Raw genomic sequence first — 13,609 nt, 5'->3', positions numbered from 1 at the left:
GCTGAATTCAAGATTCGATGTCGAGTCCGCTTCCTGACTTACTTCGTGATCAAAAGATGACTTTTTGAACTACCTCTTATAGTAACGATGATCGAATTCTGGAGGTTGATACCATGTATAAATCTATTATTGTCGGAACCGGCCCTGCCGGGCTTACAGCAGCTATCTATCTGGCGAGAGCCAATATGAACCCGCTTATCATTGAAGGACCCCAACCTGGGGGCCAGCTTACAACAACGACTGATGTTGAGAACTTTCCAGGCTTTCCTGATGGAATCATGGGACCTGAACTGATGGATAATATGCGCAAGCAGGCTGAACGGTTCGGCGCGGAATTCCGGACAGGCTGGGTCAACAGTGTGGATGCAAGCAGCCGTCCTTTCAAGCTTGAAGTTGAAGGAATCGGCGAGCTTGTTACGGAAACACTGATCATTTCGACCGGCGCAACCGCTAAATATCTGGGGATTCCGGGAGAGCAGGATAATGTTGGACGGGGCGTAAGCACCTGCGCTACGTGCGACGGTTTCTTCTTCCGCAATAAGGAGATTATTGTGATCGGGGGCGGAGATTCCGCACTTGAAGAAGCGAACTTCCTGACACGCTTTGCTTCAAAAGTGACGCTGGTGCACCGCCGTGAAGAGCTGCGGGCCTCCAAAATCATGCAGGACCGTGCGCGCGGAAATGCGAAGATAGAGTGGGCTTTGGACCGTACTCCGCTTGAAGTGGTCGCTTCTGAACAAGGGGTTACAGGGCTGAAAGTAAGAAATAATAAAACAGGTGAAGAAGAGCTGCTCGAAGCCAGCGGTGTGTTTGTCGCTATCGGGCATCATCCGAACACCGGCTTCCTGAACGGTCAGATTACAACCGATGCGAACGGTTATATTGTAACGACTCCCGGCACCTCCGAAACGAATATCGCCGGTATCTTTGCCTGTGGAGATGTGCAGGATACACGTTACAGACAGGCCATTACAGCGGCAGGCAGCGGATGCATGGCCGCCATGGATGTGGAAAAATTCATCGAAAGCCTGGAGCACAGCCCTGTTTCGCTGTAAAATAGTGAGTAAGGTTATAATTTAAATGAGGTGATTAAAGTGGAAAAAGCGATCGTGTATACATCTACAAACTGCCCGCATTGCAAGCAAGTGAAGAGTTATCTGACTGAGCAGGGGATCGAATTCGAAGAGCGCAACATCGAAACGAATGAAGCCTATGCACAGGAAGTATGGGATATGGGTGTCCGCGCCGTGCCTCTGACGCTGATTGGTGAAACACGTATTTCGGGTATGAATAAAACCCAGTTTGCCAAAGTGTTGAATAAATAAACTCCTGTAGAAGGGGACCTCATCCTTTAATTGTAGAAGCCGATGCCTTAAATAAGGTAGCGGCTTCTTTTGCTTAATATAATGCAAATGGATTGACCGCTGTAAAAATTAGACATATAATCTTGGTATATTCATTTATGGCTTGCACAATATGCGGGTTTTCCTGAAAGGGATTGTTTAGTCTACAGGGGGTGTTAACTTGGACCATAACACCACGATTCGTTCACAATTGGAAGAGCATATCAGACGGGAGAGACAGACACTTCAGAGCTTTGCAGATGCAGCCGGTGTTAACAGAGGAACGCTCAGTGGCATCATTAACGGGAATCCTCCCAGATTAGTTTCGCCCGGTCAACTCGATCTGATCACGGCAGGCATGGGTTTGCCCGAGGGAGCTCTGTACGAAATGTATGCGGACGAGTGCTTTCGCGAGACGGCTGCCCACTGGAGGCGCCTTCGTCCGTTTCTGCTTCGTTGTGCGCAGTTAAAGAAGCTTGACTGTATCAACAAAGTACTGGATCGTCTTGCGGATAATTTGTCGCATATCCCGGACATCTTTGATACAGCCGAGATCATGTATGAGAATAGCTGGCATAAGGCGGCGCTGTTTCTCTACGAGCGTGTCATTGAAAGTGAAAAGTATAGTCATTCCGAACGGCTCGCGGTCAGCCATCTCCGCCTTTTTCAAATTCACGAGCAGGATGAGCACAGCAATCTGGAGTCTGCCCTGCGTTTTCATTCATACCGCTGGCGGCTTCCCGAGGCACTCGCTCTGGACGGGCTGCATATGCTGGCCGAGTTTTTTGCGGTCAAACAGCAGTGGGATAAAGTTATATTTTATTCGGATGAGCTGTGTGAACTGACCGGGGGATTATGCCGGACAAGCAGACGTGATTGGGATGCTGAACGTTATGCGCTCCGGCGTCCGCTAGTGTTTTATTACGGTAAGAGCCGTCTTCTCAAGGCCAGCGCCTATGAATATTCCGGAAGATGCGAGGAATCCAGGCAATTTATCGCCGAGTATGCGGAGCTGGGCTGGTTCCGTGATCTGGATGAGGCGGGGCAGCGCTATGTTGAGCTATTCCGGATGTTCGCCAGGGCCAACACGATGTGCGTAGACGTCAAGATGGGAAAAAAGGGCGCGGTCGCTCCTTATGTGGAGCTGCTGCTGGAGCAGCCGGAAGAGATTCTTGAGGGCGTGATCACGCTGCTGGAATCCGCCAATAAGTACGGTTACTTTATCGATGAGCAACTCGGGCTGTTCGCCGGCCATCTGAACTATTACAGTGTCACGAATCCGGGCCAGTGGAAGAGCCGGTATAAAGAGGAGTTTAATTTTGTCCGTCTTGCTTCGTATTACAGACATCTTGCTGTCTACAACTTCAGGAAAGAACGGTTTGAGGAAGGACTGCAAAACATTCTGGATAGCTTTCATCTTTCAGTTCAAATCAACCAGCAGGATCATATCATAAAATGTATGACTTTATTTGAACAATACCGCAATTATGCTACAGTCCGCCTGCAGTACCTGTATGCCTATATTTGCGGAAAGGTGGTAAGCAATGAAGCTCAGGAGAACAGTCATCATGCTGTCGGTCCAGGTGTTAGCGGCTAATGCTTCGATGGCTGAAGGGATGAACTGCTGGGGCCATGGTGTCGGGCTGATATAAAAGGGAATAGGCAGGCGGAGTGTGGCCCAGCCAGAGGCAGCAGCCCCGCTCACCAGAGCTTCAGGGCTGATTGCCAATGTCATAACCCATTAGACCGATACACGGACATGACCGAGATATGTGGAGATGGCTGAATAGGCAGAGCCCAGCACGGTGGAGCGGCTGCCCAGCTGTGAGAAACGGACATTCAGCTCTCTCCTGTGGTACGGGAGCGTGCGCTCCGCAACCTTGCTTTGCAGCGATGGCTCAAGCCAGGGACGGGCTTCGGACAGGTGGCCGCCGATGATGACGAGCTCCGGGTTAAAGCTGTTGACGATATTGGTGATGCCGATGCCAAGATACGTACCGATTTCTTCATACACGCGCCGGGCTGCTTCGTTTCCCTGGCCCGCAAGCTCGAGCAATTGCGCCGTGCTGCTGGATGGCAGGTCGTACGCTGTATGGTCATAGGCTCTTTCGGAAGCGTAGAGCTCCCAGCAGCCCCTGCTGCCGCAGGAACAGTGAAGGCCGTCCCAATCGATGGACATATGCCCGGTCTCGCCCGCATAACCCCATGCGCCTTTGTATGGTTTGCCATCCATGATGATGCCGGAGCCGATCCCCGAACCTATGCTGATGTAGACAAGATGGCACGGTACATGCTGCTCATCGCCGATCATACCGTAATGGAGCTCGCCCAGTGCGCCGGCGTTCGCTTCATTGTCCACTGTAACAGGGAGGCCGAATTCCCGCTCAAGCGGCTGCCGCAGCTCGGTATTGTCCCAGCCAAGATTAGGGGCGAACAGAACAGTGCCTTCAGCATCGACCATGCCCGGCACACCAATGCCGATGCCGACGATACCGTGTGGGGAAGAGGGAGCAGCCTGGATAAGCTGAGCAATCATGCCGCGCATTGTATCAAGCACGAATGTGACTTCCGTAACCTCAAGCGCAGCATTCCGTTCCTCCACAATATGGCCTTCCAGATCGGTTAAAACCCCTTTTACATAACTTACGCTTAACTCAATTCCGATGGCATAACCGGCTCCCTGGTTAAATAACAGCATCAGCGGCTTTCTACCCCCGCTGGATTCTCCGGGGCCTGTTTCGCGTACCAGCTGATCTGTCATTAATTCGGAAACCAGATTGGACACCGTAGCCTTGTTCAGCCCGGTGCGTGCTGACACCTGCGCGCGGGAGAGCGGGGCATGGAGCCGGATGGTATCGAGCACAATCGATCTGTTCAGCTTTTTGACGAGTGCCTGATCACCCGTGACGTTCATGGAGCCACTTCCTGTTCTGAATACTTTTTAACTATTTTAAAAAAAATACTTAGTTTAAGCAATAGACAAAGTTCTGTGGGCTGTGTTAGTATAGCGGTGTAAACGATATTGAGAGATAAATAAAATCCGCAAGCACCTAATATGAGACTGGGAGGCGTAATCAAATGGCTTACTTTGAAAACGTTTCAAAAATTAGTTATGAAGGCAAAAACTCTACGAATCCGTACGCGTTCAAATGGTATAATCCGGACGAAGTTGTGGCAGGAAAAACGATGGCTGAGCATTTTAAATTCAGCATGGCTTATTGGCATACATTGACTGCAGGCGGCTCCGACCCGTTCGGTGCAGAGACGGCCGTTCGTTCATGGGATCACCTTAAAGGCCTTGACCTTGCTAAAGCGCGGGTTGAAGCTGCATTTGAACTGATGGAGAAGCTGAACCTTCCATATTTTGCGTTTCATGATGTGGATATTGCTCCGGAGGGCTCCAGTCTGAAGGAATTCTACGCCAACCTGGATACGATTGTGGACCTGATTGAAGAACAGATGAAAGCAACGGGCAAGAAGCTGCTCTGGAATACGGCCAACATGTTTACAAATCCTCGTTATATGCACGGTGCGGCTACCACCTGCAATGCTGATGTATATGCACATGCTGCTGCCCAGATCAAAAAAGGTCTGGAAATCGGCAAACGCCTCGGCGGTGAAAACTATGTGTTCTGGGGTGGCCGTGAAGGCTACGAAACGTTGCTTAATACGGACATGCAGCTGGAGCAGGATAACCTGGCGCGCATGTTCCAGATGGCCATTGACTATGCCCGTGAAATCGGCTTTGAGGCTCAGTTCCTGATCGAACCGAAGCCAAAAGAGCCAACGAAGCACCAATATGATTTCGACGCGGCCACTACGATCGCTTTCCTGCAAAAGTACGGATTGGATAAGCACTTCAAGCTGAACCTTGAAGCAAATCATGCGACGCTTGCAGGACATACGTTCAATCACGAGATGCGTGTAGCCCGTATGAACGGCATGCTCGGATCGCTGGATGCGAACCAGGGAGATATGCTGATCGGCTGGGACACAGACGAGTTTCCGGTCGATATTTACGATGCGACCCTTACGATGTATGAAGTGCTGCAAAATGGCGGTCTTGGCAAAGGGGGCGTGAACTTCGATGCGAAAGTCAGACGCGCATCCTTTGAGCCGGAAGATCTGTTCCTTGCGCACATTGCCGGTATGGACACGTATGCCAAAGGGCTGAAGGTGGCGGCCAAGCTGATCGAAGACCGTGTGTTTGAGGATTTCATTGAGAAACGGTACAGCAGCTTCAAGGAAGGCATCGGACAGGACATCGTATCAGGCAAAGCTACCCTTGCCTCCCTTGCAGAGTATGCGCTGAATAACGAACAACCGCGCAAAAACGAATCCGGACGCCAGGAATGGCTGAAGGCGGCGCTTAACCAGTACATTTTGGCTGATTAACAGTTCGTTTGATTTGAAAAAAAGTTACCGCTGGCGGCAGTCAGCGGTAGCTGTGTCTCATATGAGCAACCGGTAAGGGGATGAGAACATGGAGCGTTATGTGATCGGCGTGGATTTGGGGACCAGTGCGGTGAAGACGGTACTGGTGACCCGTGAAGGAAAGGTGGCTTTCGAGGCATCGGAGGCTTATCCGCTGCATCAGCCCAAGCCGGGATACAGCGAGCAGGACCCGGAGGATTGGGTGGAAGGAACTGTAGCTTCGTTGCGCAAGCTGGTGGAACAGGCCGGAATCCAGGCTGAAAGCGTGGATGGCATCAGCTTTTCGGGCCAGATGCACGGGCTTGTGCTGACGGATGAAAAAGGGCAGGTGCTGCGCAGAGCCATTCTGTGGAACGATACCCGTACGACCGAGCAGTGCCGGCGGATTGAAAACGTCCTGGGCCCCAAGCTTTTGGGCATCGCGCGCAACCGGGCATTGGAAGGCTTCACGTTGCCCAAGCTTCTTTGGGTACAGGAGCATGAACCTGAGTTGCTGGCACATGCGGCACATTTTATGCTGCCAAAGGATTATGTGCGCTTCAGACTGACCGGCGAGCTGGCGTCGGAGTATTCTGACGCAGCGGGAACTTTGCTGCTGGATGTGGCGGGCAAGCGCTGGAGTGAAGAAATCGCGGCCGCGTTTGACCTGCCTTTGTCACTGTGTCCTCCGCTGGTGGAATCCTTTGATCAAACCGGTAGCCTCCTGCCGGAAATCGCTTCACGAACAGGACTTGCCGCAGGAACGCCTGTATATGCTGGCGGAGCGGATAACGCATGCGGAGCGATCGGCTCCGGTATTCTAAGCGAAGGCAAGACGATGTGCAGCATCGGGACGTCGGGGGTTGTCCTTTCTTACGAGGAGCGCAAGGATCTGGACATCGAAGGCAGAGCTCATTTTTTCAATCATAGCGAGAAAGATGCCTACTATATTATGGGAGTGACGCTGGCAGCAGGCTACAGTCTTACCTGGTTTAAGGAGACGTTTGCTCCTGATCAGCCGTTCGAGGAACTGCTGCAGCAGGCGGAAGGCGTTCAGGCCGGCAGCAGCGGTCTGCTCTTTACGCCTTATATCGTCGGTGAACGCACACCTCATCCGGATTCACAAATCCGCGGCAGCTTTATCGGCATGGATGCAAGTCACAAGCTGCCGCACTTTACACGTGCTGTCCTGGAGGGAATTACTTTTTCGCTGAGAGAATCCATCGATATTTTGCGGAGCACCGGCAAAACGGTAACCGAGGTGATCTCCATCGGCGGCGGCGCCCGCAGCGAGCTGTGGCTGCAGATGCAGGCGGATGTGTTCAATGCTACTGTCATCAAGCTGGAAAGCGAGCAGGGGCCGGCACTGGGGGCTGCGATGCTGGCGGCATATGGCTGCGGATGGTTTGATTCTCTTCAGTCTTGCGCACAGGCGTTTATCCGGCCGGCCAAGCGTTATACTCCGGATGAAGAGGCTGTACGGCAGTATGAAAGGCTGTTCGCTCTATACCGTGAGGTATACGGCGCGACACGTGGTCTAAATAACCAATTGTCCGAATTCAGATAAGTGTGGCACAGAACAGCAAGCCAGTTGGAGTGTCTCAGGGTCCATGGACCCGGGGGCGCTCTTTTTTGTTCAAAAACGACACCTCGCAAGTGCTACTTCTCTGGAAAAAAGTGATTATCCAGATGATCCCGACCGAAAAAACGGCAAAATTCGCAAAAATCTGCAATATTTTTTATACGGACTGTATTCGTTTTATGGTAAAATGGTTCTAATTTCCTGAAATGATTTGGCTGATTATAGGTCCAACGCAGGATATTTTTTTGGGATATAGATATTTTATGCTGCTAAATCACTAAGAAAGGCAGGAGCTGCTCATGAAGAAAACCATTGGCTCCAGAATGTCCAGGCTGTTGGTAGCAGGCTCACTCCTCACCGTCATGGTTCCGCAGGTTATGGATTGGGACTATGCATATGCGGCGGGTGCAGTGAATACGGCGGCTTCCATCTCAGCCGATCAGCTGCAGCAAAAGCTGGCCGATGCGATGCAGGCCCGCAGTGAAACGATATCTTTCACGTACAAAGGCAATGTACAGGAGCTCAAAAGCAGACTTCAGACCGCAATTGATCAGGCCATGAAAATTGACCCTTACATAAACTATACGATCAAGAGCTATGAATTCAGCTACAAGGGGACTGCCACATCGGCTGATGTAACCGTAAAACTGAACTATCGGGAGACCAAGGAACAAACGGCTTTCGTAGACAGTACGGTTAAGACGGCACTCGCCCAAATGATAACTCCGGGCATGTCTAATCATGAAAAGGCGAAGGTTATACATGACTGGATTGTTAAACGGCTTAAGTATGATGAGACACTGCAGAAATATACGGCCTATGACGGGCTGAGCACAGGCAGCACAGTGTGCCAGGGCTATGCTCTGCTGGCGTATAAGATGCTTAATCAGGCCGGCATCCCCAACCGGATCATAGAAGGAAGAGCAGGCGGGCAGCTTCATGCCTGGAATCTTGTGCAGCTGGACGGGAAATGGTATCATATGGATACCACCTGGGATGATCCGACGCCGGATCGCCCGAATGAAGTGAGCACCACATACTATATGTTGACTGATACGGAAATGCGGCAGGATCATACCTGGACCAAGCAATATCCGGCTGCCAGTACCTCCTACCGGGACACGCTGAACAGCCTGATCGTGCAAGGCGGCGCTGCATCCAAGGTATACAAGCAGCTGTATCAAGCTCTCGAATACGATTTGACTCAGAATGGAAATACGCTGAGTACGGCCAGTGACATTAAGACATTAGCCAGCAAAGCGATGAAGAGTGGTTCACGTTCTCTGCTTTTTGTCTACAAGGGGAGCGAGAGCAAGTTGAAGCAGGATCTGCAGGTGCTGTACAAGTTGGGGGTCAAGTCTGTTTCCTATAAAGTGAGCGATTTAAAGGGGACGGGCGGGCTCAGGGTCGAGCTTTCGTGGACATAAATTGATAATATGATTTTAAAACTTGCGGCCGCAGTACACTGCGGCTTTTTTGCTGCACAATGGAAAGTGTGTCAAAAAATGCAGAGTAAGGAGTACATATGCACAAACGGTCATTTACTTACTTGATAGGTACTCAGTCGATGTCAAACGCTGCGGATGTGTTGTACATTATGGCGTTGATCTCCCTAATCTTTCATGGGACCGACTCGATTATTACCGCCATTCTGATTCCGCTGCTGCGAATGGGGACACAGATGATCAGCGGTTTCTTCGCCCCTCTGCTGCTGGTCAGATTCCAGCTGCCGCTCATTCTGTTTATCTCCCAAATGGGACAGCTGCTGCTGTTTGCAATTCTAATATTTCATTTGTGGATGACAGGGCCCTCCGGGGGCTGGACTATCGTATTTATATTGGTTATAGCTTTATCCTTCCTGGACGGCTGGACTACTCCCGCGCGCAACTCGCTCGTGCCGCGGCTGGCCCCCGGCGCTGCCTTAATGAAGGCGAACAGCCTGATTTCTGTCAGCGACCAGACCGTTCAGCTTGCAGGCTGGGGCTTGAGCGGTGTGCTGGTGGCCGTGTTGGGGGCGGAGAAAACGCTGCTGCTTGCGGGGGTGCTCTACGCTGTGGCGCTTGTGTTTACGGCATTGATCCGTGATCCGCTGGAAACGGACGGCAGATACTGGCTGCATCCCCTTACCCGTGTGCGCCAGGAGGAAGAGCCTGAAAAGGCGGATTCTCCGCCGACCGATTCCGTCAATTCCGGAAAAGCGGAGCGGTGGAAGACGATGCAGGAAGGCTGGAGGCTGATCGCTGCCAGCGGCAGGTTGAAGCTGCTTATGTTCATCGATATGGTGGATATGCTTGGCGGCTCAGTCTGGGTAGGGGCCTTTACCCTGGCATTTGCGCAGGAAGTGCTGCATAAAGGCGAGGCTTGGTGGGGATACATTAATGCCGCCTATTTTGCGGGAGCCATAGGAGGGGGGCTGCTGGTGCTGGCTTGTACCCGTCTCCTGGAGAAGCGGCTGTTCGGATCCATGGTGGCAGGCATGTTCGGTTATGGTATATTGACAGCGTTTTACGCACTGAACGAATCGGCTGCCCTGACACTGCTCATCGTGCTGCTGATGGGTCCGCCCGCAGAGCTGTCAATTGTTAGCAGAAGAACTTTAATTCAAAAAAGCGTGGGGGATGCGGATTTGCCGAAAGTGCTGTCTGCCCAGGCGGTGCTCATGAATCTGATGTTCTGCATCTCCCTGCTGCTGATGGGATGGATCGCCGAAAGGTTCGGGATCGTGAATCTGTACCTGTTTGCCGCCGCTCTGACCGGCCTTGCGGCTGTGATCGGTTTGTTGTGCAGAAGGATTTTTCGGGATCACGCCGTTTCCGGAATACATTAATTGTAGAAGAGATTTGAAAATTATAAAGTCAGTCCGTTTCCACGGGGAACGGGCTGTTTTTTGTTCATTATTATCAAGACTCAGCACCAGTGCACATCTTTTGCTAGTAGTTCCAAAGAAATAATCCATTTTTCCTAATTGTTTTTTTGCTTTAGGCAAATTTCCTGTTTGAGCAGGAGAAATTTGCATTTTTTTGGTGAAAAATCGGACATTGCGAAGAATTATAAGGTATAATTGAGATAACGATCCAATAGACGCAAAAATATTATGCAAATGAAACCATATATTTCCCCCATGCGTAGTAGAAGAGCAAGACGATGCGTCTAGTCTTGGGTTATCAGTACTATATTTAATTTGGGAGAAAACTCCCGGGGAGGGTGTCGAGTTTGGGGATTTCGTTGGTTAAAGGGCAGAAGATTGACCTGACAAAAGGGAGTTCAGGTCTCTCATTTCTTACGGTAGGTTTGGGGTGGGACCCTGTTCAGACAAAAGGCTTTTTCGGGAGGAAAAGAGGTGCGAACATTGATTGTGACGCCTCGGCTATCCTGCTGAATGGACAAGGAAGACTTGAGAAAGATTCCAATCTGGTCTGCTTCTATAATAAAGTTAGCGGATGCGGATCTGTCAAACACTCCGGCGACAACTTGACGGGTGAAGGCGACGGGGATGACGAGCAAATTATGATTGATTTGAAAAAGGTTCCCGCCGATGTCGAGAGGGTTTTGATGGTCGTTAATATCTATCAATGTGAACAACGCGGCCAGGATTTTGGAATGATAGAGTCTGCATATATTCGGGTTGTGAATTCACAGAGTAATGAGGAGCTTGTCCGCTTTAATTTGACGGATAACTACGGCGGATATACAGCTCTGCTGGCCGGGGAAATCTATCGGCATGGCGGAGAATGGAAGTTTAACGCTGTAGGCGAAGGGGCTCACGCTGCACATATCGATATTTTGGCGCAACGGTTCCAATAATTCATTGTAGATTTGAACTATATAAACTATATAAAGGAGAGATTTAATCATGGCCATCAGCTTATCCAAAGGACAAAAAATCGATCTGACAAAAACAAATCCGGGTCTTACGAAAGTAGTTGTAGGTTTGGGCTGGGATACCAATAAATATGACGGCGGTGCCGACTTTGACCTGGATGCTTCTGCTTTTTGCTTGAACGGAGCAGGAAAAGCCCAGACAGAAACAGATTTTATCTTCTATAATAATCCAAAAAATGCAAACGGATCTGTTGTACATACCGGCGATAACCGCACTGGCGAAGGCGAAGGGGACGACGAACAGCTCAAGGTGGATTTGGCTGCCGTTCCTGCAGACATTGAGAAAATCTCATTCTGCATAACGATCCATGAAGGTGCGGAACGCAACCAGAATTTCGGACAAGTATCGAACGCTTTTGCACGGATAGTCAATGAAGAAACCGGCGAAGAGCTGATCCGTTACGATCTTGGCGAGGATTTTTCTGTGGAAACGGCGATTGTCGTTGGCGAATTGTATCGTCATAACGGTGAATGGAAATTCAGCGCAGTTGGCAGCGGATATCAAGACGGCCTGGCCGGGTTGATTCGTGACTTTGGCCTTTCCGCTTAACCGGACAGTGATCCAAACAAGAAAGAAGTAGGCATTTTGGGCTGCATTTCATACATTATGCTGGCAATGAAACAAACAACGAGCTGATACGACTATTTTTTTATCATTTTATCGTAATTAAACAATTGGAGGTTAATCTAAATGTCAGGGGCTATGAACGCTTTTCAAGGATGGCTGTCTCGTACAAAAGGAACTCTTTCCGACAATGTGAAAAAGTTTAAAAACAAGGATTTGCTTGAAGCGATTGTAGCAGGATGTGCGGTTGTATCCGTTGCTGACGGAACCATTGATGCTTCAGAAAAGCAAAAGATGGCTGGATATTTGGGCCGCAGCGAGGAATTGAAGATATTTAACATGAGCGAAGTGATTGAACGCTTCAATCATTATGCTGGCAATATGGATTTTGATGTCATGGTAGGCAAACAGGAAGCACTGAGAGTCATCGCTAAATTCAAATCCAAACCTGAGGTTGGAAGAATCATTGTTGGAGTATGCTGTGCAGTAGGGGCGGCTGACGGTGACTTCGACGAGTTGGAGAAGAAATCCGTTAGAGAGATTTGTGAGGTGCTTGGTGTAGCACCAGGGGATTTCGGGCTCTGATAATAACTTATAAAGGGGAAATGTAATCATGGCAATCAGTTTATCCAAAGGACAAAAAATCGATTTGACAAAAACAAATCCGGGTCTTACGAAAGTGATCGTAGGCTTGGGCTGGGATACCAACAAATATGATGGTGGCGCCGATTTTGACCTGGATGCATCCGCCTTTTGCTTGGACGGAGCAGGAAAAGCGCAGAAAGAAACAGATTTTATTTTCTACAATAACCCTAAAAATGCAAACGGCTCTGTAGTACATACGGGCGATAATCGGACTGGTGAAGGCGAAGGTGACGATGAACAGCTCAACGTGGATTTGAACGCCGTTCCTGCAGACATTGAGAAAATCTCATTCTGCATAACGATCCATGAAGGTGCGGAACGCAATCAGAATTTCGGACAAGTATCCAATGCTTTTGCACGAATTATTAATGAAGAAACGGGCGAAGAGCTGATTCGTTACGATCTTGGCGAGGATTTTTCTGTGGAAACGGCGATTGTCGTTGGCGAATTGTATCGTCATAACGGTGAATGGAAATTCAGCGCAGTTGGCAGCGGGTATCAAGACGGTCTGGCCGGGTTGATCCGTGACTTTGGTCTTTAGGCCTAAACCGGGCAGTGCTGCAAATTTAAGTGAAGAGGAGACCGTCAAATGGCTGTGAATCTTTCCAAAGGACAAAAGGTAGACCTGACAAAATCGAATCCGGGACTGACTAAAATCAAAGTAGGCCTGGGCTGGGACCTGAACAAATATGACGGCGGCAGCGGCTTTGATCTTGACGCATCAGCCTTTCTTCTGAATGCGGCAGGCAAAGTAAGCTCCGATCAGGATTTCATTTTTTATAATAATCCGTCGAACAGCAATCATTCCATAGCAATTTCTGGTGATAACCGTACCGGTGAAGGTGCGGGAGACGACGAGTCGGTCATGATAGATTTGGCCAATGTGCCGACTGAGGTTCATAAAATCGCTTTTTGCATTACGATCCATGAAGCAAGAGAGAGAAATCAAAATTTCGGTCAGGTGGCTAATTCATATGTCCGTGTTGTGAATGAAGCAAATAACGAAGAATTGATACGTTATGATCTTGGTGAAGATTTTTCCGTTGAAACGGCTATTACTGTGGGAGAACTGTACCGGCATAATGGCGAATGGAAGTTCAGTGCGGTTGGAAGCGGATTCCAGGATGGGCTTGCCGGATTGTGCCGGGATTACGGAGTAACCGTTTAATAGGAGGCAGG

At 49.8% G+C, this 13,609-nt stretch carries 13 protein-coding genes; 12 read left to right on the top strand and 1 reads right to left on the bottom strand.

Annotation, left to right across the window (positions count from 1 at the left end; translation table 11 throughout):
* Positions 1–113: 113 nt before the first annotated feature.
* From trxB to ACE5LO_RS21820, 3 genes are all read left to right on the top strand, one after another.
* Positions 114–1,055, top strand: coding sequence for a thioredoxin-disulfide reductase (trxB, locus tag ACE5LO_RS21830; RefSeq protein ID WP_375522090.1), 942 nt, complete (start codon positions 114–116; stop codon positions 1,053–1,055).
* 39 nt (positions 1,056–1,094) lie between these two features.
* Positions 1,095–1,325, top strand: a complete 231-nt coding sequence (locus tag ACE5LO_RS21825) for a glutaredoxin family protein (protein ID WP_375356691.1) — start codon at positions 1,095–1,097, stop codon at positions 1,323–1,325.
* 199 nt (positions 1,326–1,524) lie between these two features.
* Positions 1,525–2,940 (top strand): DNA-binding protein, encoded by a 1,416-nt coding sequence (locus ACE5LO_RS21820; RefSeq protein ID WP_375522089.1) that lies wholly within the window; start codon positions 1,525–1,527, stop codon positions 2,938–2,940.
* A gap of 144 nt (positions 2,941–3,084) precedes the next feature.
* Here ACE5LO_RS21820 and ACE5LO_RS21815 read toward each other — a convergent pair whose 3' ends face one another.
* The gene (locus ACE5LO_RS21815; protein ID WP_375522088.1) at positions 3,085–4,257 is read right to left on the bottom strand and encodes an ROK family protein; all 1,173 of its coding nucleotides are present in this window, start codon (positions 4,255–4,257) and stop codon (positions 3,085–3,087) included.
* Between the two features lie 164 nt (positions 4,258–4,421).
* Here ACE5LO_RS21815 and xylA point away from each other — a divergent pair, with 164 nt between their 5' ends.
* The 9 genes from xylA to ACE5LO_RS21770 all read left to right on the top strand — a co-directional run bounded on the left by xylA (position 4,422) and on the right by ACE5LO_RS21770 (position 13,598).
* Positions 4,422–5,738: a xylose isomerase gene (gene xylA, locus ACE5LO_RS21810; RefSeq protein ID WP_375522087.1), complete on the top strand. Its 1,317-nt coding sequence runs from the start codon at positions 4,422–4,424 to the stop codon at positions 5,736–5,738.
* 88 nt (positions 5,739–5,826) lie between these two features.
* Positions 5,827–7,323, top strand: a complete 1,497-nt coding sequence (xylB, locus tag ACE5LO_RS21805; protein ID WP_375522086.1) for a xylulokinase — start codon at positions 5,827–5,829, stop codon at positions 7,321–7,323.
* Positions 7,324–7,637: 314 nt separating this feature from the next.
* Positions 7,638–8,765, top strand: coding sequence for a transglutaminase domain-containing protein (locus tag ACE5LO_RS21800; protein WP_375522085.1), 1,128 nt, complete (start codon positions 7,638–7,640; stop codon positions 8,763–8,765).
* Between the two features lie 98 nt (positions 8,766–8,863).
* Positions 8,864–10,165 carry an MFS transporter gene (locus ACE5LO_RS21795; protein ID WP_375522084.1) on the top strand — a complete coding sequence of 434 codons (1,302 nt, stop codon included), beginning with the start codon at positions 8,864–8,866 and terminating at the stop codon, positions 10,163–10,165.
* 386 nt (positions 10,166–10,551) lie between these two features.
* Entirely contained in the window at positions 10,552–11,142 is a 591-nt protein-coding gene (locus ACE5LO_RS21790; RefSeq protein WP_375522083.1) for a TerD family protein, read from the top strand.
* A gap of 49 nt (positions 11,143–11,191) precedes the next feature.
* Positions 11,192–11,770: a TerD family protein gene (locus tag ACE5LO_RS21785; protein ID WP_375356681.1), complete on the top strand. Its 579-nt coding sequence runs from the start codon at positions 11,192–11,194 to the stop codon at positions 11,768–11,770.
* Between the two features lie 153 nt (positions 11,771–11,923).
* A complete protein-coding gene (locus ACE5LO_RS21780; RefSeq protein WP_375522094.1) occupies positions 11,924–12,370 on the top strand; it encodes a tellurite resistance TerB family protein in 447 nt (148 codons plus the stop codon).
* 28 nt (positions 12,371–12,398) lie between these two features.
* On the top strand, positions 12,399–12,971 hold the full coding sequence (locus ACE5LO_RS21775; protein ID WP_375522082.1) for a TerD family protein: 573 nt from the start codon (positions 12,399–12,401) through the stop codon (positions 12,969–12,971).
* 48 nt (positions 12,972–13,019) lie between these two features.
* On the top strand, positions 13,020–13,598 hold the full coding sequence (locus tag ACE5LO_RS21770) for a TerD family protein (RefSeq protein ID WP_375522081.1): 579 nt from the start codon (positions 13,020–13,022) through the stop codon (positions 13,596–13,598).
* The last annotated feature ends 11 nt before the right edge of the window (positions 13,599–13,609 follow it).

Origin of the sequence: Paenibacillus medicaginis (genome assembly GCF_042138635.1) — a bacterium.
Classification (GTDB): domain Bacteria; phylum Bacillota; class Bacilli; order Paenibacillales; family Paenibacillaceae; genus Paenibacillus; species Paenibacillus medicaginis.
Note: the sequence above shows the minus strand (reverse complement) of the source record. Positions and strands in the feature narration are given on the sequence as shown.